At 58.9% G+C, this 25,139-nt stretch carries 31 protein-coding genes, 1 tRNA gene, 1 pseudogene and 2 riboswitches; of the genes and pseudogenes, 10 read left to right on the top strand and 23 right to left on the bottom strand.

Annotated elements, in window-relative coordinates; translation table 11 throughout:
* Positions 1–32: 32 nt before the first annotated feature.
* Genes gcvP through gcvT form a run of 3 tightly spaced genes read right to left on the bottom strand, consistent with a single transcriptional unit; the run spans position 33 to position 4,422 of the window.
* Positions 33–2,897 (bottom strand): aminomethyl-transferring glycine dehydrogenase, encoded by a 2,865-nt coding sequence (gene gcvP, locus A6U86_RS05830; protein ID WP_068387161.1) that lies wholly within the window; start codon positions 2,895–2,897, stop codon positions 33–35.
* On the bottom strand, positions 2,897–3,259 hold the full coding sequence (gene gcvH / locus A6U86_RS05825) for a glycine cleavage system protein GcvH (protein WP_068387158.1): 363 nt from the start codon (positions 3,257–3,259) through the stop codon (positions 2,897–2,899). Before gcvH ends, gcvP begins: the two co-directional genes overlap by 1 nt.
* Before the next feature lie 26 nt (positions 3,260–3,285).
* Positions 3,286–4,422 carry a glycine cleavage system aminomethyltransferase GcvT gene (gcvT, locus tag A6U86_RS05820; protein ID WP_068387155.1) on the bottom strand — a complete coding sequence of 379 codons (1,137 nt, stop codon included), beginning with the start codon at positions 4,420–4,422 and terminating at the stop codon, positions 3,286–3,288.
* 71 nt (positions 4,423–4,493) lie between these two features.
* Positions 4,494–4,571, bottom strand: a riboswitch (glycine riboswitch).
* 3 nt (positions 4,572–4,574) lie between these two features.
* A riboswitch (glycine riboswitch) is annotated at positions 4,575–4,658 on the bottom strand.
* A 168-nt stretch (positions 4,659–4,826) separates the two neighbouring features.
* Here gcvT and A6U86_RS05815 point away from each other — a divergent pair.
* The 8 genes from A6U86_RS05815 to A6U86_RS05780 all read left to right on the top strand — a co-directional run bounded on the left by A6U86_RS05815 (position 4,827) and on the right by A6U86_RS05780 (position 11,163).
* A complete protein-coding gene (locus tag A6U86_RS05815) occupies positions 4,827–5,360 on the top strand; it encodes a copper chaperone PCu(A)C (RefSeq protein ID WP_068387952.1) in 534 nt (177 codons plus the stop codon).
* Positions 5,361–5,546: 186 nt separating this feature from the next.
* Entirely contained in the window at positions 5,547–6,545 is a 999-nt protein-coding gene (locus A6U86_RS05810) for an RluA family pseudouridine synthase (protein WP_068387152.1), read from the top strand.
* A complete protein-coding gene (locus A6U86_RS05805) occupies positions 6,542–7,195 on the top strand; it encodes an HAD-IA family hydrolase (RefSeq protein WP_068387149.1) in 654 nt (217 codons plus the stop codon). Before A6U86_RS05810 ends, A6U86_RS05805 begins: the two co-directional genes overlap by 4 nt.
* A 9-nt stretch (positions 7,196–7,204) precedes the next feature.
* The gene (locus A6U86_RS05800; protein WP_068387145.1) at positions 7,205–7,990 is read left to right on the top strand and encodes an ATP12 family chaperone protein; all 786 of its coding nucleotides are present in this window, start codon (positions 7,205–7,207) and stop codon (positions 7,988–7,990) included.
* A gap of 69 nt (positions 7,991–8,059) precedes the next feature.
* Positions 8,060–8,530 carry a hypothetical protein gene (locus A6U86_RS05795; RefSeq protein ID WP_068387142.1) on the top strand — a complete coding sequence of 157 codons (471 nt, stop codon included), beginning with the start codon at positions 8,060–8,062 and terminating at the stop codon, positions 8,528–8,530.
* A 63-nt stretch (positions 8,531–8,593) separates the two neighbouring features.
* Positions 8,594–10,126, top strand: coding sequence for an acyl-CoA carboxylase subunit beta (locus tag A6U86_RS05790; RefSeq protein WP_068387139.1), 1,533 nt, complete (start codon positions 8,594–8,596; stop codon positions 10,124–10,126).
* Positions 10,127–10,249: 123 nt separating this feature from the next.
* Positions 10,250–10,642, top strand: coding sequence for a DoxX family protein (locus tag A6U86_RS05785; protein WP_068387136.1), 393 nt, complete (start codon positions 10,250–10,252; stop codon positions 10,640–10,642).
* A gap of 134 nt (positions 10,643–10,776) precedes the next feature.
* The gene (locus A6U86_RS05780) at positions 10,777–11,163 is read left to right on the top strand and encodes a DoxX family protein (RefSeq protein WP_068387133.1); all 387 of its coding nucleotides are present in this window, start codon (positions 10,777–10,779) and stop codon (positions 11,161–11,163) included.
* Between the two features lie 11 nt (positions 11,164–11,174).
* Here the strand turns inward: A6U86_RS05780 and sugE are convergent, their stop codons facing one another.
* The 6 genes from sugE to A6U86_RS05750 form a co-directional block, all read right to left on the bottom strand.
* Positions 11,175–11,489: a quaternary ammonium compound efflux SMR transporter SugE gene (gene sugE, locus A6U86_RS05775; protein ID WP_068387130.1), complete on the bottom strand. Its 315-nt coding sequence runs from the start codon at positions 11,487–11,489 to the stop codon at positions 11,175–11,177.
* A gap of 153 nt (positions 11,490–11,642) precedes the next feature.
* Positions 11,643–12,476 (bottom strand): S-formylglutathione hydrolase, encoded by an 834-nt coding sequence (fghA, locus tag A6U86_RS05770; RefSeq protein WP_068387128.1) that lies wholly within the window; start codon positions 12,474–12,476, stop codon positions 11,643–11,645.
* Positions 12,473–12,940 carry a YaiI/YqxD family protein gene (locus A6U86_RS05765; RefSeq protein ID WP_068387125.1) on the bottom strand — a complete coding sequence of 156 codons (468 nt, stop codon included), beginning with the start codon at positions 12,938–12,940 and terminating at the stop codon, positions 12,473–12,475. Before A6U86_RS05765 ends, fghA begins: the two co-directional genes overlap by 4 nt.
* A 63-nt stretch (positions 12,941–13,003) precedes the next feature.
* Positions 13,004–14,131 (bottom strand): S-(hydroxymethyl)glutathione dehydrogenase/class III alcohol dehydrogenase, encoded by a 1,128-nt coding sequence (locus A6U86_RS05760; protein WP_068387122.1) that lies wholly within the window; start codon positions 14,129–14,131, stop codon positions 13,004–13,006.
* Between the two features lie 90 nt (positions 14,132–14,221).
* Complete coding sequence (locus A6U86_RS05755; protein ID WP_068387119.1) at positions 14,222–16,231, bottom strand: acetyl/propionyl/methylcrotonyl-CoA carboxylase subunit alpha; 2,010 nt, start codon at positions 16,229–16,231, stop codon at positions 14,222–14,224.
* Between the two features lie 81 nt (positions 16,232–16,312).
* The gene (locus A6U86_RS05750) at positions 16,313–17,248 is read right to left on the bottom strand and encodes a DMT family transporter (protein WP_068387116.1); all 936 of its coding nucleotides are present in this window, start codon (positions 17,246–17,248) and stop codon (positions 16,313–16,315) included.
* A gap of 220 nt (positions 17,249–17,468) precedes the next feature.
* Between A6U86_RS05750 and A6U86_RS05745 the strand changes: the two genes are divergently transcribed.
* Positions 17,469–17,891: a helix-turn-helix domain-containing protein gene (locus A6U86_RS05745; RefSeq protein ID WP_068387113.1), complete on the top strand. Its 423-nt coding sequence runs from the start codon at positions 17,469–17,471 to the stop codon at positions 17,889–17,891.
* Here the strand turns inward: A6U86_RS05745 and lipB are convergent.
* Positions 17,888–18,604: a lipoyl(octanoyl) transferase LipB gene (gene lipB, locus A6U86_RS05740; protein WP_068387109.1), complete on the bottom strand. Its 717-nt coding sequence runs from the start codon at positions 18,602–18,604 to the stop codon at positions 17,888–17,890. The genes A6U86_RS05745 and lipB overlap by 4 nt on opposite strands.
* A 242-nt stretch (positions 18,605–18,846) precedes the next feature.
* Between lipB and A6U86_RS05735 the strand changes: the two genes are divergently transcribed.
* Positions 18,847–18,931: transfer RNA gene (locus A6U86_RS05735), tRNA-Leu, on the top strand.
* A 78-nt stretch (positions 18,932–19,009) separates the two neighbouring features.
* Here the strand turns inward: A6U86_RS05735 and A6U86_RS05730 are convergent.
* From A6U86_RS05730 to A6U86_RS05675, 13 genes and pseudogenes are all read right to left on the bottom strand, one after another.
* The gene (locus A6U86_RS05730) at positions 19,010–20,077 is read right to left on the bottom strand and encodes a tyrosine-type recombinase/integrase (RefSeq protein ID WP_244509831.1); all 1,068 of its coding nucleotides are present in this window, start codon (positions 20,075–20,077) and stop codon (positions 19,010–19,012) included.
* 205 nt (positions 20,078–20,282) lie between these two features.
* Positions 20,283–20,720 carry a helix-turn-helix transcriptional regulator gene (locus tag A6U86_RS05725; RefSeq protein ID WP_068387104.1) on the bottom strand — a complete coding sequence of 146 codons (438 nt, stop codon included), beginning with the start codon at positions 20,718–20,720 and terminating at the stop codon, positions 20,283–20,285.
* On the bottom strand, positions 20,717–21,205 hold the full coding sequence (locus A6U86_RS05720; protein WP_198929024.1) for an HD domain-containing protein: 489 nt from the start codon (positions 21,203–21,205) through the stop codon (positions 20,717–20,719). The genes A6U86_RS05725 and A6U86_RS05720 overlap by 4 nt, the downstream gene beginning before the upstream one ends.
* Positions 21,198–21,470: a hypothetical protein gene (locus tag A6U86_RS05715; protein ID WP_068387100.1), complete on the bottom strand. Its 273-nt coding sequence runs from the start codon at positions 21,468–21,470 to the stop codon at positions 21,198–21,200. The genes A6U86_RS05720 and A6U86_RS05715 overlap by 8 nt, the downstream gene beginning before the upstream one ends.
* A complete protein-coding gene (locus A6U86_RS05710) occupies positions 21,463–21,864 on the bottom strand; it encodes a hypothetical protein (protein WP_068387097.1) in 402 nt (133 codons plus the stop codon). The genes A6U86_RS05715 and A6U86_RS05710 overlap by 8 nt, the downstream gene beginning before the upstream one ends.
* Positions 21,857–22,294 (bottom strand): hypothetical protein, encoded by a 438-nt coding sequence (locus A6U86_RS05705; RefSeq protein ID WP_068387094.1) that lies wholly within the window; start codon positions 22,292–22,294, stop codon positions 21,857–21,859. Before A6U86_RS05705 ends, A6U86_RS05710 begins: the two co-directional genes overlap by 8 nt.
* Positions 22,287–22,532, bottom strand: coding sequence for a hypothetical protein (locus A6U86_RS35805; protein ID WP_244509830.1), 246 nt, complete (start codon positions 22,530–22,532; stop codon positions 22,287–22,289). Before A6U86_RS35805 ends, A6U86_RS05705 begins: the two co-directional genes overlap by 8 nt.
* Positions 22,533–22,577: 45 nt before the next feature.
* Positions 22,578–22,775, bottom strand: a pseudogene (locus A6U86_RS36130) (Lar family restriction alleviation protein); the annotation flags it as partial.
* A 203-nt stretch (positions 22,776–22,978) separates the two neighbouring features.
* Complete coding sequence (locus tag A6U86_RS05695; protein WP_068387087.1) at positions 22,979–23,719, bottom strand: hypothetical protein; 741 nt, start codon at positions 23,717–23,719, stop codon at positions 22,979–22,981.
* Positions 23,709–23,927, bottom strand: coding sequence for a hypothetical protein (locus A6U86_RS05690; protein WP_068387084.1), 219 nt, complete (start codon positions 23,925–23,927; stop codon positions 23,709–23,711). The genes A6U86_RS05695 and A6U86_RS05690 overlap by 11 nt, the downstream gene beginning before the upstream one ends.
* Positions 23,924–24,262: a hypothetical protein gene (locus tag A6U86_RS05685; protein ID WP_068387082.1), complete on the bottom strand. Its 339-nt coding sequence runs from the start codon at positions 24,260–24,262 to the stop codon at positions 23,924–23,926. The genes A6U86_RS05690 and A6U86_RS05685 overlap by 4 nt, the downstream gene beginning before the upstream one ends.
* On the bottom strand, positions 24,259–24,705 hold the full coding sequence (locus tag A6U86_RS05680) for a hypothetical protein (protein WP_141683642.1): 447 nt from the start codon (positions 24,703–24,705) through the stop codon (positions 24,259–24,261). The genes A6U86_RS05685 and A6U86_RS05680 overlap by 4 nt, the downstream gene beginning before the upstream one ends.
* Complete coding sequence (locus tag A6U86_RS05675) at positions 24,702–25,130, bottom strand: DUF968 domain-containing protein (RefSeq protein WP_068387076.1); 429 nt, start codon at positions 25,128–25,130, stop codon at positions 24,702–24,704. Before A6U86_RS05675 ends, A6U86_RS05680 begins: the two co-directional genes overlap by 4 nt.
* Positions 25,131–25,139: the final 9 nt, after the last annotated feature.

Raw genomic sequence — 25,139 nt, 5'->3', positions numbered from 1 at the left:
GACTGAACCGCTTCGCTTTTTCGCGAAATATTCTATTCGGCCGCCTCGGCGTAGGACTCGACCGGCGGGCAGGAGCAAATCAGGTTCCTGTCGCCATAGACGTTATCGACGCGATTGACCGGCGACCAGTACTTATCCACCCGGAAGGCACCTGGCGGGTAGCAGGCCTGTTCGCGCGAATAGGGTCGATCCCATTCGCCGACAAGGTCTTCCACCGTATGAGGCGCGTTCTTGAGGGGGTTGTTGGTCTTGTCCATCCGGCCCTCTTCAATGGCGCGGGCTTCCTCGCGGATTGCCAGCATCGCCGCGCAGAAACGGTCGAGCTCGGCCTTCGTTTCCGATTCGGTCGGCTCGATCATCAGCGTTCCTGCGACCGGCCAGCTCATGGTCGGTGCGTGGAAGCCGCAATCGATGAGGCGCTTGGCAACATCGTCAACCGTCACGCCGGCGCTTGCGACCAGCGGGCGCGTATCGATGATGCATTCATGCGCGACGCGTCCGTCCTTGGACTTGTAGAGGACGTCATAGGCACCCTTCAGACGGGCGGCGATGTAGTTGGCGTTGAGGATCGCCACCTTCGTCGCCTGCGTCAGGCCTTCGCCGCCCATCATCAGGCAGTAGCTCCAGGAGATCGGCAGGATCGAGGCCGAACCGAAGGCTGCTGCCGAGACAGCACCGCTGCGGCCGTCCGTTTCCGGGTGGCCGGGCAAGTGAGGCGCCAGATGCGCCTTGACGCCGATCGGCCCCATGCCGGGGCCGCCGCCGCCATGCGGGATGCAGAAGGTCTTGTGCAGGTTCAGATGGCTGACGTCTGAGCCGATGTCGCCGGGGCGGGAAAGACCGACCATGGCGTTCATGTTGGCGCCATCGAGATAGACCTGACCGCCATGCTTGTGCACGAGATCGCAGATCTCCTTCACCGTCTCCTCGAAAACGCCGTGCGTCGAAGGATAGGTGATCATGCAGCAGGAGAGGTTGTCGGCATATTGCTCGGTCTTGGCGCGGAAATCGGCCATGTCGATATCGCCATCGTCGCTGACCTTGACGATCACCACCTTCATGCCGGCCATCTGCGCGGAGGCCGGGTTGGTGCCGTGCGCCGAAGTCGGGATGAGGCAGATGTCGCGATGACCCTGGCCATTGGCAATGTGGTAGTTGCGGATGGTCAGGAGGCCGGCATATTCGCCCTGTGCACCGGAGTTCGGTTGCATGGAGAAGGCGTCGTAGCCAGTCACGGAGCACAGCTTCTCAGTCAGATCATCGATCATTTCGCGATAGCCGAGCGCCTGATCGGCCGGCACGAAAGGATGAATGTCGGAGAATTCCGGCCAGGTGATCGGCAACATTTCCGCCGTCGCATTCAGCTTCATCGTGCAGGAGCCGAGCGGGATCATCGAACGGTCGAGCGCCAGGTCGCGGTCGGAGAGACGGCGGATATAGCGCGTCATCTCGCTTTCCGCGCGGTTCATGTGGAAGATCGGATGCGTCAGATACTCGCTGGTGCGCAGCAGATCCTTCGGCAGACGATAGGAAGGCTCGAAATCGGCGATGCGGAAATTGCCGCCGAAGGCACGCCAGACGGCTTCCAGCGTCGCAGGGCGCGTGCGCTCGTCGAGGCTCATGGCGATCTTCGTCTCGCCGACTTTGCGCAGGTTCACACCCTCGGCGACGGCGGCCCGCAGGATCAGGCCCTGCATGTGGCCGACCTCGACGGTGATCGTGTCGAAGAAGCTTTCCGGCTCGACGGTATAGCCGAGCTTTTCCAACCCTTTGGCCATCAGAACGGCCTTCTGGTGGACCTGCTGGGCTATGGCCTTCAGCCCCTGCGGACCGTGAAACACCGCATACATCGAGGCCATGACGGCAAGCAGAACCTGCGCGGTGCAGATGTTCGATGTCGCCTTTTCGCGGCGGATATGCTGTTCGCGGGTCTGCAGCGACAGGCGATAGGCGCGGTTGCCGCGCGCGTCGACGGAGACGCCGACGAGGCGGCCGGGCATGGAGCGCTTATGATCGTCCTTTACGGCCATATAGGCCGCGTGCGGACCGCCATATCCTACCGGCACGCCGAAGCGCTGGGAGGAGCCGATGGCGATGTCCGCACCCATTTCACCGGGAGACTTCAGGAGTGTCAGCGCCAGCAGATCCGCAGCGACGACGGCGATGGCGCCGGTTTGATGCAGTCGCGAAATCAGGCCGGTGAAATCGCTGATACGGCCATGGGTGCCCGGATACTGGAAGATCGCGCCGAAGACATCGACCGGATCTAGATCGGTGAAGGGATTGCCGACGATCACGGTCCAGCCGAGCGGCTCGGCGCGCGTCTTGATCAGCGCGATGGTCTGCGGATGGCAATCGGCATCGACGAAGAAGGCCTTGGCCTTCGACTTCGCGACGCGTTCCGCCATCGCCATGCCTTCGGCCGCGGCAGTCGCTTCATCGAGGAGCGAGGCGTTGGAGACATCGAGACCCGTGAGGTCGCTGATCATCGTCTGATAGTTCAGAAGGGCTTCGAGACGACCCTGGCTGATTTCCGGCTGATACGGCGTATAGGCGGTGTACCAGGCGGGGTTTTCCAGAATGTTGCGCTGGATGACCGGCGGCGTGATCGTGCCATAATAGCCTTGGCCAATCAGCGAAACCAGAACCTTGTTCTTGTTGGCGGTGTCGCGCAGCTTGTCGAGCGCCTCGCGCTCCGTCATCGGCGCGCCCCATGCGAGCGGCGCCTTCTGGCGGATGGCCGGCGGCAGCGTCGCATCGATCAGGCCGTCGAGGCTCTTATAGCCGATGACGCGAAGCATATCGGTCATCTCCGACGGAGACGGACCGATATGACGGCGATTGGCAAAATCGTAAGGCTGGTAATCGGTGAATGTGAATTCCGTAGGCGTCGTCATTACCCGATCAACTCCTTGTAACCGGATTCATCAAGAAGACCATCAAGATCGCTGACATTCTTCAGCTTCAGCTTGAAGAACCAGCCGTCGCCCATCGGGTCGGAATTGACGAGTGCAGGATCGGCAGCGATGGCTTCGTTGACTTCGGTGATTTCTCCATCAAGCGGACAATAGACTTCGGAAGCCGCCTTGACGGATTCGACGGTTGCCGCGTCGGCGCCCTTGGAGAGGTTGGCGCCAACTTCGGGCAGTTCCACGAAAACGAGATCGCCGAGCTGTTCGGCGGCATGTGCGGTGATGCCGACCGTTGCGACGTCGCCTTCAACCTTCAGCCATTCATGTTCTTCGGTGAATTTCAGCATGGATAAATCCTCTCTGGAAAAGACGTTCAGCGTTTGTAGGTAGGTTTGACGAAAGGCAGGGCGCTGACAGCGACGGGCAGGTACTTGCCGCGTACCTCGGCATAGACGGTCGTGCCGGGCGAGGCGAGCGAGGTCGGCACATAGCCCATGGCGACGGGCGACTCGGCGCTCGGACCGAAGCTGCCCGAGGTGACCTCACCGATTTCGGTCTTGCCCTCTGCATCGGCATAGAGCTTGGCATGATTGCGCACCGGTGCCTTGCCTTCCGACTTCAGGCCGACGCGGCGGCGCGAGGCGCCATTGTCGAGTTCCGCCAGAATGCGGGAAGCACCGGGAAAGCCGCCGGCACGGGCGCCACCGGTCTTGCGAGCCTTCTGCATCGCCCATTCGAGCGCGGCTTCCACCGGCGTCGTGGTCTGGTCGATATCATTGCCATAGAGGCAGAGACCGGCTTCGAGACGCAGGGAGTCGCGAGCACCGAGGCCGATCGGCTGCACGTCCGGATGCTCGAGCAGCCGGTTGGCTATGTCCACAGCTTTATCGACCGGCACGGAAATCTCGAAACCGTCCTCGCCGCTATAGCCCGAACGAGAGACGAGGCACGAAACGTCATGAAGGCGACAATGGCGCACATCCATAAATTTCATGTGGGCGATGTCGGCCCAGAGTTCGGCAAGGACATCGACCGCACGCGGCCCCTGCAGGGCAATCAGCGCGCGATCTAATGAAGTGATTTCGCAGCGATCGCCGATATGAGCTTGAAGATGCTTGAGATCCTGCTCCTTGCAGGCGGCGTTGACGACGACGAACAGGTGATCGTCCAGATGGGTGATCATCAGATCGTCAAGAATGCCGCCATTGTCGTCGGTGAAGAAGCCGTAGCGCTGACGTCCCTCGGCGAGCCCGAGGATATCGACCGGCACCAGGCTTTCCAGCGCAAGTGCGGCATCCTCATATTGGCCGGAGCGGGCGCGGATCGTCACCTGGCCCATATGGGAGACATCGAACAGACCGGCTGAAGCACGGGTCCAAAGATGCTCCTTCATGACGCCTGCAGGATACTGCACGGGCATGTCGTAACCAGCGAACGGCACCATGCGGGCGCCGAGGGACACATGCAGATCGTGAAGCGGTGTTTTCTTGAGGGCAGCGGTCTCGTCCAAATGACGCCTCCGGGTTTTGCGCTGATATCGAAGCGCAGAGCTCACAATTTCGACGCGGTCGCGCCTGACGATGAGCCCCCTCTGTCTGTGTGCCTGAGATTGTTATCCCTTCGGCGAACGCTTGCGCGCTTCTCTCCAGAGTTCCGTCTGCCCCTTGCTGGTCCTTTGGCCTGAGAGTTTCCGGGGCGGTTGCTCCTTCGGCACCGGCTCGCGCCGGATTCTCCCAACAAGGTTGAGTGTCATTATCTGGTAGTCGAGAGAGATGGCAAGGGGCAAATGTCGTCATCGAACAAATTTTTGTCGCGCTGTTCGAAGCTGTGCCGAGCGGCGGAGGCGGGGCTTTGCAACGACCTCCTGAAAGGCTATCCCTTCGGATCGACAGAGGAGCCGGGCAGGAGAAAATGATGAACCGTTGTCACGTCGCAGCATTGCTGATCTCAGCAGCCGTACTTTCGCTTTCGCCGATTGGCGCGGTTGCGCAGCAGAGCAATGACATGAAGGGCATGGCTGGAATGCATATGGATGCAAAGGCAGCACCTTCCGGTTCGGCTACCGGCAAGCTTGGCGATCTCGATATCAGCGGTGGTTATGTTCGTGCCATGCTGCCCGGCCAGCCGGTCGGCGGCGGGTATATTACCATCCACAATACCGGCAAGACCGCCGACAAGCTGACATCGGTTACGTCATCGGAGGCGGGCAAGGTGGAGCTGCACGAGATGAAGATGGACGGCGAGATCATGAAGATGCGCGAGATGAAGGATGGCATCGCCATTCCCGCCGGCGCTACCGTGACGCTTGCTCCCAATACCATGCATATGATGTTCAAGCAGGTGAAGACGCCTTTCAAGAAGGGCGGCGCGGTGCCTGTCATGCTGATGTTCGAGAAGGCCGGGATGATCGATCTCACCCTGCCTGTCGTGTCGGCCAAAGGAAACTGAGCCAGAAAATTATCCGGCGCGGATAATTCCAGTTTCCACTTTTGCTCGAAATGCTCTAAAGCCACCTCAAAAGGTCGGGAAATGCCCGGCCGCGGGGCTATTCGTCCCGTTGTTTGAATCGGCATGATCCCGTCCAGCGAATGTTTGGCACTTCCGGGGCATGCCGCGGCATTTGAAAGAAGAACAATGGCCGGGATTGAACATATACAGGTCGAGCCTGAAGAAGCCGGCATGCGCCTCGATCGTTGGTTCAAAGTCCATTTTCCGGGTCTGGGATTTGGTCAGCTGCAGAAGCTGCTGCGTTCCGGCCAGGTGCGCGTCGATGGCGGCCGCGTCAAGACGGATGCGCGCGTGCAGCCGGGGCAGGTGGTGCGCGTGCCGCCACTCGACGTCGATGCCAAGGCGCTGAAGAGCGGCCCTATCGGCAACAATGACCTGAAACATTCCGGCGACGGCGAGCTTCTCGCGCGCATGCTGCTTCATGAAGACGACAAGGTCTTTGTATTGAACAAGCCGGCCGGCCTTGCGGTGCAGGGCGGTTCCGGCCTTGTCCGTCATCTTGATAAGATGCTTGAGGCATGGACAAGCAAGAAGGGTGAAAAGCCGCGCCTGGTGCACCGCCTCGACCGCGATACATCAGGCGTCCTCGTCGTTGCCCGCACCCGCGGCGCCGCGCAGAAGCTGACGGCGGCCTTTCGCGAACGCGATACCAAGAAGACCTACTGGTCGTTGGTGAAAGGCGTGCCGCGCAAGCATGAGGACAAGATTTCCACCTGGCTGGTGAAGGAAGCGACACCGGACGGTGATCGTATGCGCATCGCCAAGCATGGAGAAGATGGCGCGGACCACGCCATCTCCTACTACCGCGTGCTCGAAACCGCGGCGCAGAGCCTCGCCTGGCTGGAAATGGAGCCCTATACCGGCCGCACGCACCAGCTGCGCGTTCATGCCCTGCACATAGGCCACCCGATCATCGGCGACCCCAAGTATTTCGATGACGATCCGAACTGGGATTTTCCAGGCGGTGTCCAGAAGCGCCTGCATCTGCATGCCCGCCATATCGACATCCCGCATCCGAATGGCGGTCGCCTGCGCGTTACGGCACCTTTGCCGCCGCACATGGTGCAGACCTGGAACCTTCTCGGACTTGACATGGCATCGGCAGGGGAGCCGGACGACGAATGAAACTGGTTCTTTTCGATTGCGATGGCACGCTGATCGACAGCGCGCGCCTTATCCATGAAGTGATGGCGCGCACGTTCGTCGCCTTCGGCTACAAGCGCCCCGATGTCTCCGCCACCAAGTCGATCATCGGCCTGACGCTCGATATCGCCATAGCCCGCATGCAGGGCAAGGCACATGTCGATGACGAAGCGATCGCGATGACGGCGCATTACAAGTCGATCTTCCCCGGCGTTCGCGATGAATCTGACATGCAGACGCCGCTGTTCGATGGCATCAAGCCGTTGGTCGAGACCCTTGCGGCCCGCGACGAGTTGCTGCTCGGTGCCGTGACTGGCAAGTCCCGCCGTGGCCTGACCCATATTCTTGAAGTCAATGGTTTCACGCCCTACTTCATGGTTTCACGCACCGCCGACGATTGCCCGTCGAAGCCGCATCCGGCGATGGTGACGGAATGCTGCGATGAAACCGGGATGGACCCGCACGATACCATCGTCATCGGTGACGCTGTCTACGACATGCAGATGGCAAAGGCAGCCGGAGCCACGGCCATCGGCGTATCCTGGGGTTACGCTTCGGTCGAGGAGCTGCTTGCAGCCGGCGCCGATGCGATTGCCCACCATCCAAATGACTTGTTGAGCCATATTCTCTGAGGTGACGCCATGCGCGACCTGTTGAACGATCTTTCCGAGGGGCTGAGCCACCCCGATCCGATCCGCCGTGCGCAGATCCAGATGAAAAGGCCCTTGCCGAAGCGCTTCTACAAGGAGGTGACGATCAGCAAGGGTGAAGAGGGCCACGCCATTTCGCTCGATGGCAAGGCGGTCAAGACGCCGGCTCGCCATACTCTCGCCTTGCCGACGGAAGCGCTCGCCAGACTGGTGGCTGCCGAATGGGCGAGGCAGGTCGAGGTCATCGATCCCGCGACCATGCCCGTTACCCGCCTTGTCAACACCGCTATCGATGGCGTCGTCGCCGAAAGCCAGGCGGTATTCGACGAAATCGTGCGCTTTTCCGGCAATGACCTGCTCTGCTATCGGGCCGATGGCCCGGAGCGCCTCGTGGAGCGACAGTCGGCGCGCTGGAACCCGGTGATCGAATGGGCAGCGGACACGCTTAGCGCGCGCTTCATCCTCGCCGAAGGTGTCATGCATCAGGATCAGCCCGGCGAAGCCATCGCTGCCTTCGCCTTGGCTTTGCAGAAATACGATGCGTCGATGGAGCTTGCGAGCCTGCATACGATCACGACGCTGACCGGCTCGGCGATCCTGGCGCTTGCCTTCGCGGAGGGTTTCCTGCCGCTCGCTGACGTCTGGTCGCTCGCCCATCTCGACGAAGACTGGACGATCGAACATTGGGGCAGCGACGACGAAGCGGAACAGCGGCGCTCGCAACGTTTTGAGGAATTTCAGGCTGCAACGGATGTTTTTTCTGCTCTGCGCAGTTGAATATTGTTGATTTCCAGTCCTTTATAGCGGCCTTCGTATCTTGCAGATTGGGAAGTCGGGGCAGGGATCATGTTGTTGTCGAGGTCGAGAGCCGTGTCGGCGCTCGTAGGATGTTTGGCTCTGGCGGCGTGCTCCAGCTGGTCCGTTGATCCTCCTCCTCCGACCTATGACGTTCGCAGCTCGACCGTGGTGGCCGATCAGGCCTTGCCGCCCGTTTCGCCAGCGTTGATTGCAGCCGTCAATGATCGCGTAAATGCCTCGATCGCTGCCACGACCCATAATGCGGCGTTGCCGCCTGTCGCCATCACCATCCGGCTGACCGATGTTCGCAAGGCGCGCGGTTTCAATCGCGATCGCAGCAGCGCGAAGGTCAATATCGATGCAGCCGAGCAGAACGGCGGCTCCGTCATAGCCATGGCGTCCTTTGAGATCAGAACGGTCGCGCCCGATCCGGCCACGGCCGACGAGCTACTGGCGGAAGATATCGCCGCGCGCGTCCGCTCCATCTTTTCGCTGACCATGCCTCGGCTGGCGGAATAAGCTGATAGCTTCAAGGAAGGCTTGCGGCATGCTAAGCCCGAGCAGTAAGGGAGAGAGGGCCGCATGAAGGAAATCCTGCAGGAACTGGAACGCCGTCGCGAAGTCGCAAGACTGGGTGGAGGCCAGGTGCGCATCGACGCGCAGCATGCGCGCGGCAAGCTGACGGCGCGTGAGCGCATCGATATCTTTCTCGATGAAGGCTCCTTCGAGGAATTCGACATGTTCGTCGAACATCGCTCGACCGATTTCGGCATGGACAAGAGCAAGATCGCCGGCGACGGCGTCGTTACCGGCTGGGGCACCGTCAACGGTCGCACCGTTTTCATTTTTGCCAAGGATTTCACTGTCTTCGGCGGATCTCTTTCAGAGGCACATGCGGAAAAGATCACCAAAGTACAGGACATGGCGCTGAAGAATCGCGCGCCCATCATTGGTATCTACGATGCCGGTGGCGCCCGTATCCAGGAAGGCGTGGCCGCACTTGGTGGCTATGCCGAGGTATTTCAGCGCAACGTGCTCGCTTCCGGTGTCATCCCACAGATTTCCGTGATCATGGGGCCTTGTGCCGGCGGTGACGTCTATTCGCCCGCCATGACCGATTTCATCTTCATGGTCCGCGACACATCCTACATGTTCGTCACCGGGCCGGATGTGGTGAAGACGGTCACCAATGAGACAGTGACTTCCGAACAGCTCGGCGGCGCGTCGGTGCATACGACAAAATCCTCGATCGCCGATGCGGCCTACGACAATGACGTCGACACGCTGCTGCAGGTGCGCCACCTCATCGATTTCCTGCCGCAGTCAAACACATCAGCACTTCCGGAGATCGAGTGCTATCAATCCGTCACTGAGCCCGATACCTCGCTCGACACGCTGATCCCGGCCAATGCCAACAAACCCTACGACATCAAGGAGCTGATCCTGAAGGTGGCGGACGAGGGCGATTTCCTCGAGATCCAGGAGAGCTTCGCAAAGAATATCGTCTGCGGCTTCGGCCGGATCGAAGGTGCGACGGTCGGTTTCGTCGCCAACCAGCCGATGGTGCTGGCCGGCGTGCTTGACAGCGATGCGTCGCGCAAGGCCGCACGTTTCGTCCGCTTCTGTGATTGCTTCAATATTCCGCTCGTCACCTTCGTCGACGTACCGGGCTTTCTACCGGGAACGGCGCAGGAATATGGCGGGCTTATCAAGCATGGCGCCAAGCTGCTGTTCGCCTATGCCGAGGCCACCGTGCCGAAACTGACAGTCATCACCCGCAAGGCCTTTGGCGGCGCCTATGACGTCATGGCGTCGAAGCATCTGCGCGGCGATCTCAACTATGCATGGCCGACGGCGCAGATTGCCGTCATGGGTGCCAAGGGCGCGGTCGAGATCATCTTCCGCAAGGATATTGCCGATCCCGAGAAGATCGCGGCCCATACCAAGATGTATGAGGACCGTTTCCTGTCGCCCTTCGTTGCTGCCGAGCGCGGCTACATCGATGAGGTGATCATGCCACGCTCCACGCGCCGGCGGTTGGCGCAAGGGTTGAAGATGCTGCGCAACAAGGACCTGACCAATCCCTGGAAGAAACACGACAACATTCCATTGTGAGTATGTGACAACAAGCCACGGATTTTACACGGAAAATTGATTGGACGTCAGAATCCGTGTTTTCCCGTTCGCCGGCGTGCACTCTAATGCTTTGTCCTGGGGGAGTTAAAACTGGAGTCTAAAATGGCGCTTTCCGATCGGCTGAACCAATATCAGCCCTATGCTCTTACTGTATTGCGTGTCGTCACCGGCGTGTTGTTCATCGAACATGGCGTGCAGAAGCTTTTCGGCTTCCCGCCCGGTGGTCAGTTCCCAAGCCCGTTGCCAACCCTGATCCTGGTTCAGGGTATCATCGAGCTCGTCGGCGGTTTGGCGACGATTGTCGGCTTCTTTACCCGTCCGGTCGCATTCATCCTTTGCGGCAATATGGCGGTTGCCTATTTCATGGCGCATTACCCGAAGAATTTCTTCCCGGTCAACAATGGCGGTGATGCGGCCATCCTCTATTGCTTCATCTTCCTGTTCCTGATCTTCGCTGGCCCCGGCCTTCTGGCGATCGACAACAACAAGAAGTAAGCACATAGATGCCGGGCTCGGTCCTTGGCTGAGCCCGGTGAATAAATCTGTCTCTCGCGTGTTGACCCCATAGTCGGCGGAACGAGAGCATTGTGACAGGATCTCGTTCGCATCCCCTTCGAACGGAGATCCTCATGTCCCTTTCCGAACGTTTGTCGCCTTATCAGCCTGCAGCACTCGCGGTCCTGCGAATTGTCACGGCTATCTTGTTCATCGAACACGGCACGCAAAAGCTCTTCGGCTTTCCGCCAGCACCCTATGAAATCACGACATTATTTTTCGTCGCGGCCGTTATGGAGCTTGTTGGCGGCATCCTCATTCTGATCGGTCTCTTTACCCGCCCCGTCGCTTTTCTGCTCAGCGGCGAGATGGCGATCGCCTATTTCACAGTCCATATGCCGATCAATTTCTTCCCGGCGAACAATCAGGGCGATGGCGCAGTGCTGTTCTGCTTCATCTTCCTGTTTCTGGTGTTTGCCGGTGCGGGAGAGTGGGCGCTGGACAATCGCCAGCGCCGATGACCGAGGGTTCGTCAGGCGACGAATTTGAGGCCGGCAATGCCGGCCACGATCAGGCCGATGCAGGTGAGGCGGACCAGGGTCGCGGGATCGCCAAGCAGCCATATGCCGAGCAGCACGGTGCCGACCGTGCCGATGCCCGTCCAGACGGCGTAGGCCGTGCCCATGGGCAGGGTCTTTACCGCAAGGCCCAGCAGCGTGATGCTGATGATCATCGATATGACAGTGAGGACTGTCGGCGTCAGCCGCGTGAAGCCGTCGGTATATTTGAGGCCAACCGCCCAGCCAATTTCGAACAGACCTGCAAGAAAAAGCAGAAACCAGGCCATTTTACGCTCCTTTGTTAAGAGCGAGGCCGTCCCCGCGGATGCTTACGGCCGATCAATCGATATCGGCCGCCGCAGTCGTCTGCGCGTTTTCTATATGCCTCTGTTACCGGCGTTTTTCAAGCTTTTGAGTGCATGGCTGCCATGCCACCCGTTTCACGCTAGCCGCTCGGCGTGCCATTTCAGATGATCGTCCATGAAGCTGGAAATGAAATAGTAGGAGTGGTCGTAGCGTTCGTGCATGCGCAGCGTCAGACCGATGCCGGTATCCTTGATGGCCTCTTCGAACAGCCAGGGGCGCAGGCCGTTTTCGAGGAAACTGTCGGCCTTGCCTTGATCGATCAGGAACTCCGGGAAGCGGGCGCCGTCTTCGACGAGAGAGCAGGCGTCGTACTGCCTCCAGGCCATTTTGTCGGCACCGAGATACTTCTCCAAGGCCGGCGCGGACCAGTCAGCCGTCGACGGCTGGACGATCGGTGCAAAAGCGGAGCAGCTCTTGAAGCGATCCGGATTCTTCAGTGCGATCGTCATTGCGCCGTGGCCGCCCATGGAATGGCCAAAAATGCCCTGGCGGCTCATATCGACGCGGAACTGCTTGGCAATGAGCGCTGGCAGTTCTTCGGTGATGTAGCTGTACATCCGATAATTTTCGGCCCAGGGCGTCTCGGTGGCGTCGAGATAGAAGCCCGCGCCCTTGCCCATCTGCCAGTTGGTCAGTTCATCCGGCACGTCATTGCCGCGCGGGCTGGTGTCCGGGCAGACGATGATCAGGCCGAGCTCGGCGGCCATGCGGCGATATTCGCCTTTCTCCATGACATTTGCGTGCGTGCAGGTGAGGCCGGAGAGATACCAGAGGACCGGGCGCGGCTCCTTGATTGCCTGCGGCGGCACGAAGACAGCGAAGGTCATTTCGCATTTGCAGGCGTCCGACTCGTGCGAAAAGACGCCCTGCATGCCGCCAAAGGCGGTGTTCTGGGAAATGATGTTCAAGACTGATCTCCAGGCGATGATTGATGTGCTTTTGCACGCCGGCAGAGCCGGTCAAAGGTTTCCAGGAAGGCGGAGCGGTCGCGCGGCGAGAAGGCGGCGTTGTATCCCTTGCTCTCGCCGGTTTCGCGAAGATGTGCGCCGAGATCGCGCATCGCGGTCGCCATGCCGATATTGGTAACGTCAAACACTCGACCTGTCGGTCCGGTCACCAGCGCGCCGGTGGCGACGCAGCGCCCGGCGAGCGGCACGTCGGCGGTGACGACGATATCTCCCGGACCGGCATGCTCGGCGATCCAGTTATCGGCCGCATCAAAGGCGCTGGAGACGATGATGTTCTTCACCATCGGATCCCGCGACGGGCGCAATCCGGAATTGGCGACAAGTGTTACTTCGATGCCGTGGCGTTCGGCAACCTTCAGGATTTCCGGCTTTACCGGGCAGGCGTCTGCATCGACATAGATCATTAAATCAAATCTTTTCAGATGCATGCGGTATATTTCTTGTATACCGCATGCAATTCCTCGGCCTTAGTAGACCACGACACCCCGGATGCTTTCGCCGGAATGCATCAGCTCGAAGCCCCTGTTGATGTCTTCGAGCGGCATGGTGTGGGTGATCATCGGATCGATCTGGATCTTGCCTTGCATGTACCAGTCGACGATCTTAGGTACATCGGTGCGGCCACGCGCGCCACCGAAAGCGGTGCCCATCCAGTTGCGGCCGGTGACCAGCTGGAACGGACGGGTAGAGATTTCCTGGCCAGCGCCGGCGACACCGATGATGATGGATTTGCCCCAGCCGCGATGCGAGGCTTCCAGCGCCTGCCGCATGACCTTGGTGTTACCCGTGCAGTCGAACGTGTAGTCAGCACCGCCGATCAGGTCGCCGTTGCGTTTCGTCAAGTTGACGAGATAGGGCACGATGTCATCACCGACTTCCTTCGGATTGACGAAGTGGGTCATGCCGAACTTTTCGCCCCAGGCCTTGCGGTCATTGTTGATATCGACGCCGATGATCATGTCCGCGCCGGCAAGGCGCAGGCCTTGAAGCACATTGAGGCCGATGCCGCCGAGACCGAAGACGATCGCGGTCGAGCCGATTTCGACCTTGGCGGTGTTGATGACGGCGCCGATGCCTGTCGTGACGCCGCAGCCGATATAGCAGATCTTGTCAAACGGGGCGTCCGGATTGACCTTGGCAAGCGCGATCTCGGGCAGCACGGTGAAGTTGGCGAAGGTTGAACAGCCCATGTAGTGATGGATCTTGTCCTTGCCGATCGAGAAACGCGACGTGCCATCCGGCATGAGGCCCTGGCCCTGGGTTGCGCGGATCGAGGTGCAGAGGTTGGTCTTGCGCGAGGTGCAGGAATAGCATTCGCGGCACTCCGGCGTGTAAAGCGGAATGACGTGATCGCCCTTCTTCACCGAGGTAACGCCCGGACCGACATCGACGACGATGCCGGCGCCCTCGTGGCCGAGGATGGCGGGGAACAGGCCCTCAGGATCGGCGCCCGAGAGGGTGAAGTCGTCGGTGTGGCAGATGCCTGTCGCCTTCACCTCGATCAGCACTTCGCCGGCCTTCGGACCCTCCAGCTGAACCGTCATCACCTCAAGCGGCTTGCCAGCCTGAACTGCTACCGCAGCACGTACATCCATCGTCTCATCCCTTCCTGCAATGATTTTGGTTCGCACGACATTGGCATGGGCGTACGGGACGCCTCAAGTGAAATCAATGCCGGATTTTGATCAAGCAAATTCCATAATGACAGCATCGACCGCCAGGCTTTCACCCGCCTTGGCATTGATCTTGCTGACAACCAGGTCACGCTCGGCGCGCAGGACGTTTTCCATCTTCATTGCTTCGACGATGGCAAGCGTCTCTCCCGCTTTGACCTCCTGGCCCTCGGCAACCGCAATGGCGACGACCAGGCCGGGCATGGGGCAGAGCAGAAGCTTGGACGTATCCGGCGGCAATTTGATGGGCATCAGCCTATCGAGTTCCGCCTGGCGGGGCGTGAAGACTTTCAGCCGCACCGAAATGCCCTGCCAATCGATGCGCAGGCCATTCAGCAATGGGCGGATCTGTGCTGTCAGCTTGCGATTGCCGACGCTGCCGACCCATACGGCATCGCCAGGCCGCCAGTCGGTTGCGACCGTCGCAGTCTCGTCGCCAATCCGCATGTCCATCTCGAAGGGGATGGTCACCACGCCCTCAAGCAATGTCACGGGCAGATAGTCGGTGCCGAGCTTGACGACCCATTCGTCCCGCAGCGGGCCTGCCGCTGGGCGCAGACGGTCGGCGTAACGTTCGCGGCGGCCCGATTCGATCAGGCTGCAGGAGAGGGCGACGGCTGCAAGCACCGCGGCCTGATTCTCATCCGGTGCTGCCGGCGCAAAGCCTTCCGGATATTCCTCGGCGATGAAGCCGGTGGAAAGGCGCCCCTCGCGCCAGCGCGGATGCTTCATCAATGCCGAGAGGAACGGCATGTTGTGCTCGATCCCGTCGACGACGAAGCCATCCAGCGCTTCGCCCATGGCCTCGATCGCCTCCAGCCTGGACGGAGCCCAGGTGCAGAGCTTGGCGATCATCGGGTCGTAATACATGGAAATCTCGGCACCCTCGAAGACGCCGGTGTCGTTGCGGACGATGGACTTGCCGCGCTTCCCCTCGCGTGGCGGACGATAACGCGTCAGGCGGCCGATCGAGGGCAGGAAATTGCGATAGGGGTCTTCCGCATAGAGACGGCTTTCGACGGCCCAGCCGTTGAGCTTGATGTCTTCCTGTTTGAAAGGCAGCTTTTCACCGAACGCAACACGGATCATCTGCTCGACCAGGTCGATGCCGGTCACGAGCTCGGTCACTGGGTGTTCGACCTGCAGGCGGGTATTCATTTCAAGAAAATAGAAATTCCTGTCGCGATCGACGATGAACTCGACGGTGCCGGCGCTCTGGTAGTCGACAGCCTTGGCAAGGGCCACGGATTGTTCGCCCATGGCTTTCCGCGTTGCCTCATCGAGGAACGGCGAGGGCGCTTCTTCCACGACCTTCTGGTTCCGGCGCTGGATGGAGCATTCACGCTCGCCGAGATAGACGACATTGCCGTGACCGTCGGCCAGTACCTGGATTTCGATGTGGCGGGGGTCGACGACGAATTTCTCGATGAAGACGCGGTCGTCGCCAAAGGAGCTCTTCGCCTCGGAGCGGGCCCGGTCGAAGCCGTCGCGCACCTCGTCCTTGCTCCAGGCGATGCGCATGCCCTTGCCGCCGCCGCCGGCGGAGGCCTTGATCATGACGGGATAACCGATCTCGCCCGCGATCTTCTCGGCGTGATCGCCATCCTCGATGATGCCGAGATGGCCCGGCACGGTGGAGACCTTGGCGGCATTGGCGAATTTCTTCGATTCGATCTTGTCGCCCATGGCTTCGATCGCCTTCGGCTTCGGGCCAATGAAGACAATACCTTCCTTTTCCAGCGCCGCGCAGAAGGATGAGCGCTCGGAAAGAAAGCCGTAACCCGGATGGACCGCTTCCGCCCCGGTCTCCTTGCAGGCGGCGATGATCTTATCGGCGATGAGATAGCTTTCCGCAGCCGGAGCCGGGCCAATATGGACTGATTCATCGGCCATTTCGACATGCAGGGCATCGCGGTCGGCATCCGAGTAGACGGCGACCGTCAGGATGCCCATCCGGCGCGCGCTCTTGATCACGCGGCAAGCGATCTCGCCGCGATTGGCGATCAGGATTTTCTTGAACATGCAATCTCCGCCCAATATGTCTGCTGTCTCAGTGTTTTAGCCACAAACCGGGCCGCCGGTCCATGCGCAAGATATCCGCACCTACCTCAAATTCTCCGATCGCGACTGCACGCGCTCCCGCCAGATGATGAAGAGTCCAGAACCGACAATGATGGCGATGCCGATCCATTTGGAAAAATTGGGAAAATCGCCAAAGATCGCATAACCGAGGATCGTCGCCGAGATGATCTCGAAATACTGGAACGGTGCGAGCAACGACAGGGGCGCCAGCCGGAAGGCCCTGACGACGAGCATGTGCGCGTAGCCGGAGATCGAACCCAGGATCAGCAGAAGCACGAGACCGAGCGCCGAGGCGGGCAGGGACGGTTCGAAATCGGCAATGCCTGCCGAGGCGCCTGTAAACAGGGCGAAGGTCATGAACAATGTGCCGCCCACGCCCGCCATGATCTGCATCGTCATTGGCGAATCGGCTTCGCCGACGGCGCGGTTCATGAACAGATAGAGCGCGTAGAGAAAGGCGCAGGCGACCGGAAGCAGGGCCTTCAACCCGAAAATCTCGAAACTCGGCTGGATGACGATCATCGCGCCGCCGAAACCGATGGCGATGGCAAGCCAGCGCCGCCACCCCACCTTGTCGCCGAGAAATACGGCGGAAAGCGCCGTCAGCATGAACGGCTCGACGAAATAGATCGCGAAGACGTCGGCGAGCGGCATGTATTTGACGGCCGCGAAAAAGAGCAGACTTGCGGCTCCATGCAGGGCGCCGCGCAAAAGATTAAGCCAGGGGCGTTTCGCCGAGAAGGCAGCACGGCCGGAAATCGTCGCCAGAAGCGGCAGCATGCACACGAGCTGGAAGAAGAAGCGGTAGAATGTCACCTGGCCCGGTGACATGCCCTCGAAACTCGCCATGTATTTGGCGATCGCATCCATCATCGGCAGCATGATCATGGCGCTTGCCATGATCGTCATGCCTTGAAGCGGATTTTGCTGGCTGGGAGCGGCTGAGGCGACGGACATGGACTGTCATCAAACACAGGAACGGCGTGCAATCAAGAAGCGATCAGCGGCGGAATTCAAAACCGCGGGGATGACGGCGGACGAGGGCGCACTTTTCCATTTGGGACAGATCATGGTGGCGAGATGACGCCCATAGACCTATCTGTGCTTTTGGAAACGGCTAAAACAGATAGGCGCCGCGCATGAATTCGTCGGCGCGGCCAGGAAAGGGATCGCACCGATGTTCAAGACCGAACAAGAGACGACCGTTTTTTCGGACGAGGGCGGCGATACCTTGGGCGGCCGGCTCTCCATGGCGCGTGATGCCGCCGGCATCAATCTCGAGACGCTGGCGAACAAGCTTGGCGTCAGCGAGGAAACGATGCTTGCGTGGGAATCCGATCGCTCCGAACCCGCGCCATCCACTCTGATCAAGATGTCGGATCTTTTTGGCGTCTCGCCCGCCTGGTTGATGACCGGAACCGGCGACGGGCCAGGCGACGACAGCGATGAACGGGCGCTGGTGGCCGTGAGAAATGAACTTTCGCGACTACGGTCTGCCCATCAGGAAATCGGCCGGCTGATCGAAGCGACGACCAGCCAGATCGAACGGCTCGATCATCAGATCCGGCTGCGCAATGTCAGCAAGGACATCGCGCATTAAGCGTCGTTGACGGTTTCGCCGAACACCTGCTCGAAAGCTTCGCGGAGGCGGATATCGACATCCGCCATCATGACGGGCAGACCGAGGTCGACGAGGCTGGTCACGCCATAGGCGGAGATCCCGCAGGGGACGATGCCGGTGAAATGGCCGAGATCGGGGTCGACGTTCAGCGAGAGGCCGTGAAACGTCACCCATTTGCGCACGCGAATACCAAGGGCGGCAATCTTGTCCTCGGCCATGGTTCCGTCAGGCAGCGCCGGCCGCTCCGGACGCTTCACCCAGACACCGACACGATCCTCGCGCCGCTCACCGCGTACGTTCATCGATTCGAGGGTGCGGATGATGACCTCTTCGAGAGAGGCCACGAAAGCGCGGATATCCTGCCGCCGACACTTCAGATCGAGCATGACATAGGCAACGCGCTGACCCGGCCCGTGATAGGTGTATTCACCGCCACGCCCGGTGGCGAAGACCGGAAAGCGATCCGGCTCTATGAGGTCAGCCGCATTGGCGCTGGTGCCGGCCGTATAAAGAGGAGGGTGCTCGACCAGCCAGACGAGTTCCGGCGAACGACCGTCGGCAATGGCGGCTACTTCGGCTTCCATGGTCGCCACCGCTTCGTCATAGGGCACAAGGCCATCGGCGATGCGCCAGCGTACCGGCGGGGTGCCTTGCGAGGGAAACATTTGATGTGAGAGTTCGGTGCGAAGCATCTGGCAGTCCTTTGCGCCAATCCGGCAGACCACTCATACAGGAAATCCAGTGCGCCGACGTTTGTCCACATATGGAGGTATTCGGACGGAAATTCAAACATCTACGGCGCTTCTTCGACAATTCGGGACTGGTGGTTCGAGGAGCTGTGAAGGAATTTAAAAAAACTGACACATCGCTCTTGTGCCCCCCGAATGCTTTTGCTACATGCAGCCGCGCCGGAGCAATTCGGCCCTACCACGATGCGGTCGTGGCGGAATTGGTAGACGCGCAGCGTTGAGGTCGCTGTGGGGCAACCCGTGGAAGTTCGAGTCTTCTCGACCGCACCATTCTCCTTTTTGGAGAGCCTGTAATACAGGCATTTGACTGTGATAATGGTCCAACGTTTTGTAAGCATTGGACCAAAATCATCCCCAGTCGCCAAATTTCCCCACCTTTGCAAGTGCAGTTTTGGCTAGGTTCCAGCGCTCAACTCGGCGCGTGTAGACCTCGCTCGTCTTGGCTTCCGAGTGACCGAGAATCGCCATTATCTCGTATTGGCTACAGCCAAGCTCTGCCAAAACCTCAGCAAGACCCTTTCTCACGCCATGGGCTGATAGATGTCCGATCTCGGCGTCAACACACCATCGCTTAAACATCGCTGACATAGCGTCGCCGCTCGCATAGGCTTTTGCGCCGCGCCGGATGACGTATGTACTCCCTAGGACGGTTGGTGCTCGCACGGCCGCCCGCAAAGGGTCTAGCAAGGGGATGCAAACCTCTGACGATCCCTTTTTCAACGGGATCCAGCGAAGGGCATCCACGCCATCAATGACGACTTCATGCGCTCTCCCCAGTAGCGTCAGGTCTTCGATGCGGCAGCCAGTCCACAGTAGGACAGACATTGCGACGTGAGGCGTAGAGCCAGCCTTGTGCTTCGCAAAAAAGGCTTTCACGTCTGCGGCTTTCCACGGCGTTGCCCCGTCACCCTTACGGTAGACTGACTTTATGCCGCGGGCCGTGTTTTCCTTGAGATACTTGCGATCAACCGCCCAATCGAACATGACGCCAACCGCTTCAATGAACGCGTCGGCTTGAGCCGGCGTTGATCCCATAGCATCCTGCATCTCGATCAGTTTCTCTCGGGGAATCTGCATCTTTTTATCAGGAGTTTTGAGCAACCGATTGAGAAGGTTCTTCTTTTTCTTGAGTGTCTTAGCGCTCGTGGTTTTGGCCTTAACACGCTCGTCCAGATATTCGAAATAGGTATGTACCAGCCATCCGATGGTCTGAGGCATTGCCTCTTCAGACGGTTTTTTCAGTTTGTCCGGCTTTATGCCACGACGCGCTAGATGATATTGACGACTGAAATCCTCATCGCCCGGCGTAGCAAAGATCTGAATGCGCTTGCTGTGTTGCCCCTTTGGCCGCACGCGATAGATAACCGAGCCTGACGGCAAATCCTGCCGTATTAGCCCGGGAAATTTGATTTGCATGTAAGCCCTCACCAATCTTCGGGGCCTCCATGATCTTGTGAGGGTTGCGAACCTTCAACGTGCCCGCAGTGGATCTCGATTTGTCCACCGCTTACACACACCTTTTCCACAGACACGCCAGAATCCTGCAAGACCTTCAACGCAATGCGCATCGCGCGCTCAGACGCACGGACTCGCTTCGCCGGTTGGAACAATGCGGAGGCTGTCACGCGCCCTCCTTTGCTTCATCGCCGGATGTCGCCCCAATCGCCTGATAAAGCTCCCATAGCGCGTGATGAGCCTTTTCGGCCATCTCCGTCCACTGTGGGTTTGCCTTCACTTGTGGGTGCTCTGAGACGTAGCTGAACATCTCCATGACAAGGTAGGTCCGATCCAGGCATTCATGGGTGCCATAATCATAGCGGTTCCCATCGGGCAGAGCAGACGGCTTCCGATCCGGTTCACGGTCTCCAAAGAGTATCCATGAAGGATCGACACTAAAGTATTTCCCGTAGATGAGCGCTTTCTGTTCATCGAAATCGCGCGTACCGTTTTCATGATGAATATATGTTGACGTCGTGACGCCAACCGCTAATGCGCCAGCAGAGGCTGATGCGAACCCGGCGTTCGACCGCGCTAGGCGAAGACGTTCATTCTTTGTCATTTTCCCTCCTTGCCTATGTTGGCATTTTGTTCTTGCAATGGATTTGGGGCGGATTCTGACTGGGGCTTGAGTGTGCCGAGCAGGATATGACGAGCCCGCTGGTAGCGAGCCTCAAGCTTCATGTTCAAGCCGCTGGATCGAGCCGGAGATAGATTGTCGGCGATGTCGGCAAGCTTTACCCGTCGAGCGATCGGATTGGGTATGATCCTGGCGATGAAATCGAAATAGTCCTCGCCGGTCTGACGGGTGAGGGCCTGCACCGCCTCTCGGATCTCGGACGAGAATTTATGCGCCCGCAGATCATCCGCCGTCAGCTCCGTATCTTCCAAGACATCATGGAGCACGGCGACGATCTTGTCCGTCTCGCCTTCCACCGACATCATGACGCGGAGCGGATGCAGGATGTATGGAGCGCCACTCTTGTCGACCTGCCCGGCGTGCCAATAGGCCGCGATCTGGATGGCCTTGGAGAGCATGTCAGCCATGGTCCGCCTCCTTTGCCTTAGCAAGGGAGCGGATGGCGGCCGCAATATCGCAGTTGCCGTTGACATATTCGGGCCCAGATTCTCCGCGAACGAGAGGGCTGCCGAGGCGTTCAGCGACCTTGGCAGCTTCTTCAATCGTCTCGCAACGGATGGTCGCATTCTGTGCCTGTAAGCGCTGTATCTCTCGAATGGCCCTATTCAGAGCTTTGCTGGTGGTGTGCATGTGAAGGCCGATCACCTTCAGCTCTTCCAAAGCGTCAGCCATTTTCATCTCCCTTTGCGTTAGATACAAAGCCGCCCTCTGACCGATTTGCATAAGAGGATTTGGGAAGACGAGGAGAGTTTGGATTTTCCAATTGCTCGCGAAGGATATCTTCCATCGTCGGCCTTTGAGGAACCAATATGCCATTTTCGATCAGCAAATCTGAAAGATCACCATTTGCCTTCCGAACTATCATTGCGAAACCCTCGGCCTCAGCAAGCTTGGCCTCAAGCTCTTCGATCACCTCAATCGCCTGCCGATCGAGCCGTTGATCACTCGACCCGTAGTAATTTGGGACATAGGTTTTGCCATCGCCGGCTCCAACTGGATGAGCCCCGTTCATCGTCTTCGCCCTGAGGCGCAGCAAATCAAGGACGGCTGTTTTCTTGTCAACCATTCAAGATCTCCTGTGAACTGGTATTCCCGGCTTGCTCGATTTTTTGGTGATATCGGCCGACAGCGCGCTCCATATGCCGAAGGGCATATCTGAAGAGCCATGAGGAAGTGTCGCGTGGTGGCGATGAGAGTGTGGTAATCCACATTTCCAGATCGAACTTGACGGTTGCGAAAAGTCCTTCACCGAGTTGGGCACGGCGATGAAGCTTTCGGTTCGCATCACGTAGGCGCTCGATTTCCTTCGCCATCTCGTCGCACAGGGCCTTGGAGGCGTCTCGTTCGGCACGGAGACTGATAATCTCATCGGCTGCCTCATGCGCCGTAGAGTTTGGTTTGCATGTCATCTCTAAGATGCGGACACCGTTATCATGGTAACTATGAAATCCAGCCGGCTCAGTCATGGAACGCAGGCTCTCAATGATGTCAGCCATGGATTTCTCCCTCCGTATCAGACTGTAGGGAGGGTGGAGCGGGGAGAGGACGCCAATGGGTGAAGCCGAAGTTCCGATGGGTATCCTTGCTGTCGTCATGTTTGATGTAGCTGTCGTGATCCGCCATCCACCAGGGATGCTCCAGGTGGCGTCTGATAACCATGAAGCGCGGCTTACCCTGCCATTGATAGATAGCGAGGATCGGCGTTCCGTCCTTCGGCGCTGTCTCGATCGGCATCCACCCATCCCCTTTCCCAGCTACAGAGAGAGGGGCGCGACGGTTCCAAGCGTCAACCATTAACTGTCGACCATGATCATTGTATCTATTCGGAACAGATGCGCCGCATTCGTAGCAGCACATGCTCCAAACATCATCGCCGTAGTGATATCTCCCGCCTGCGCCACGATGAAGAGTAAATCTGATATCAGAACTTCCGCAGAACGGGCACGGGTCCAAAGCCTTATCGTGTGGTGTGGTCATTGGGAGGAGTCCTTATCGATGAAGCCGGATTTAGTGATGAAGAATGACCCGTTTTCACAAGTCTCTCTTTGTCCCGTTATGGCTGCCACCGTTGCAATTGAACTGTCTTGAGCCAAATGCCAGACTTCTTGTCGCGTTAGGCGAACGGTACCTCCTCTGTTCGCGGCCCGGATAATTCTGATGTATGGATTGAGCTTCGCCATCTACTTCCGTCCCTCCTGTGCCTCTGAGAGGGCGGCGCGGGCAGAAATTGCTCCACGATCGGCAAAGAACTTGGCACGATCCAAAGCATCCGAAACGCTTCTCGTCTCAGTAACGCCTTCGCATGAGATTGTATTGAATTCCTGTTCAGCATCACCCAGCGCCATCCGCAACCGCTCGTTCTCCTCCCTAAGCGCGGCTATCTCGGGTGCGGGGTCGCTTTGGGAGGGGGAGAGAGCGGAGCGAAACTGCCTGGCGATCGCCATCAGATTCGCTAGTTCATCATTTAGAACATGCGCATGATCAAGCTCATAGACGCGAAGCATCTCGGCGACTTGATCAAGTATCACCTTCACGGCCACCGGCTCTTGCACCGCTGCGGGGGGGGGTGGGGCGGCGTAAATGGGGTGAACGTACTCTTTTTCCTTGGCTTTCGAGACGGAAAGGCAGTACCAATGCGCCTTGCTGGCGAGCTTCTCCAACCCGTAGTCGCTCGCATAGCCGATCGGTTCCGGTACCGCCCTCTCATGCCGTTCAGCATCGGAGGGGGAGGCGGAAACCGCTAAAAGACGTTCGATCTTCTCCGAAATTGCCTGCGCAGTGCCGCCACCAATATGCGAACTCAGGAATGTCGGATCATTCGGGATATCCGTAAGGCTTACTCTTGCCCCGCGCTTCATCAGGCTAAGCATGCTGCGCAGGTGATCGTCTACGGTAGTCTCAGCGGCTTGATTATAGGTCATTTTTCTTCTCCTGAGAGAGCTTGGCGCGGAGGGTGCCGAGATCGACAAGTGAAACGATGGCTTCGACGCCACACCAATATGCCAGCGGGTCTTCATCGGCTCTCCAGTTGGTAACGGCCTTGCGCCCGCGTCCTCGGCTGACTTTCTCTTTGCCCATCGCGATCTGGATGATGCGGCTGGCTTCGGCGTATAATTGAGCTTCCGTCATGACCGTCTCTCCAAGCGCATCTCCTCGGCACGAGCCTCGGCGGCATCCTCAACGGCTGCCTGATGCTGTTCCGCCGCTTCCGATAGAAGCCAGGACTGAAACCCGTCGGCATTGGTGAATCGGTCGCTGATCGACCACGGCAGCGTCAGTTCGTCTTTGCCGTCGAAGAAGCGAACACTATCGACTTCAGCGGTCGGCTCTTCCGCTGGATCGATCTGGGTAGCCTTTGAGCCGGGATAGACCGTGAAATTCACGACCATCATCAACTCGATCTCGGTCCCACACTCCCATCCGCTGATGCAGACGACTTGTTCGGCGCGATAGTTATTGCTCATCGCCCGACTCCTTTCTCGATCTTGTCGACAATGGCGCGAGCAAGCTGTCGCACTTCGGCTGGTGTCGTTTCCCACCGCTCGGGCGCACCCCATGCAGGCGCTTTTGCTATCTTGTCCAGCGCTTCCCGTGCTTCTTCCAGTAGCGCCTCTCTATCTACTGAGAGGTGGGGAGTGAAATAGAAGGGTGTCGCTTCCCTTCCTGCTTCAACCCATGTTTGATAAACATCAGGCTCGCAGGTGAACTCGTCTTCCCATATCCAGCCGTCCGGCTCGCCCGGTAGCAGCGCAAGGGCGGCAGAGGCCATCGCAAGATATCGCTCCTTCCCAGCCTTTTTCGTGCGCCACCAGAATTCATCGGCATCGACGGAGGCGTCATTCTTACTGCGTCCGGCAAATGCAATAATCTTTGCTATCGTTTCGATTAGCTCTGGCATCAGATTCATTGCTCTATCCTCTCTCTGAGACGGCCGGACAGGGCCAAGCCTTGGTTGATCCGAGCCGTGCAGCGAGCAACGGCCTCATCGTAGGCGTAGTCGCTGAAGATGCCCCAAAGGGTGTTAGCTAGTTCGTGAGGGTTGATCCCCTTGGCAAGCCAGTACTCGCGCTCAGTCCCGAGCTTGCAACTATGTTGCAAATCGTGCTGTTCGGGGCAGAGGGGCAATGCGAATCGGTCGGGCGCCTTGGTGCCTTTCCCTCTTCCGTAGTGGCCGTACCAAGTGTCCTGATAGGAGATGTGGGCAGCCTGCACGCCGTAATTGCCGGTGACGACACAAGGCAATTCGTGGAGGAATTTAAGGTAATCGGCGCGCTTGGCCGGTCGCTTCTTTGGCGTCGGGGTGAAGTTGGTGGTTTCGATGCGCCAGGCCATTAGATCCCT

This window comes from Rhizobium sp. AC27/96 (assembly GCF_001692325.1).
GTDB lineage: Bacteria > Pseudomonadota > Alphaproteobacteria > Rhizobiales > Rhizobiaceae > Rhizobium.
The sequence above is the reverse complement of the archived record's forward strand: the minus strand, read 5'-3'. Positions and strand labels throughout refer to the sequence as shown.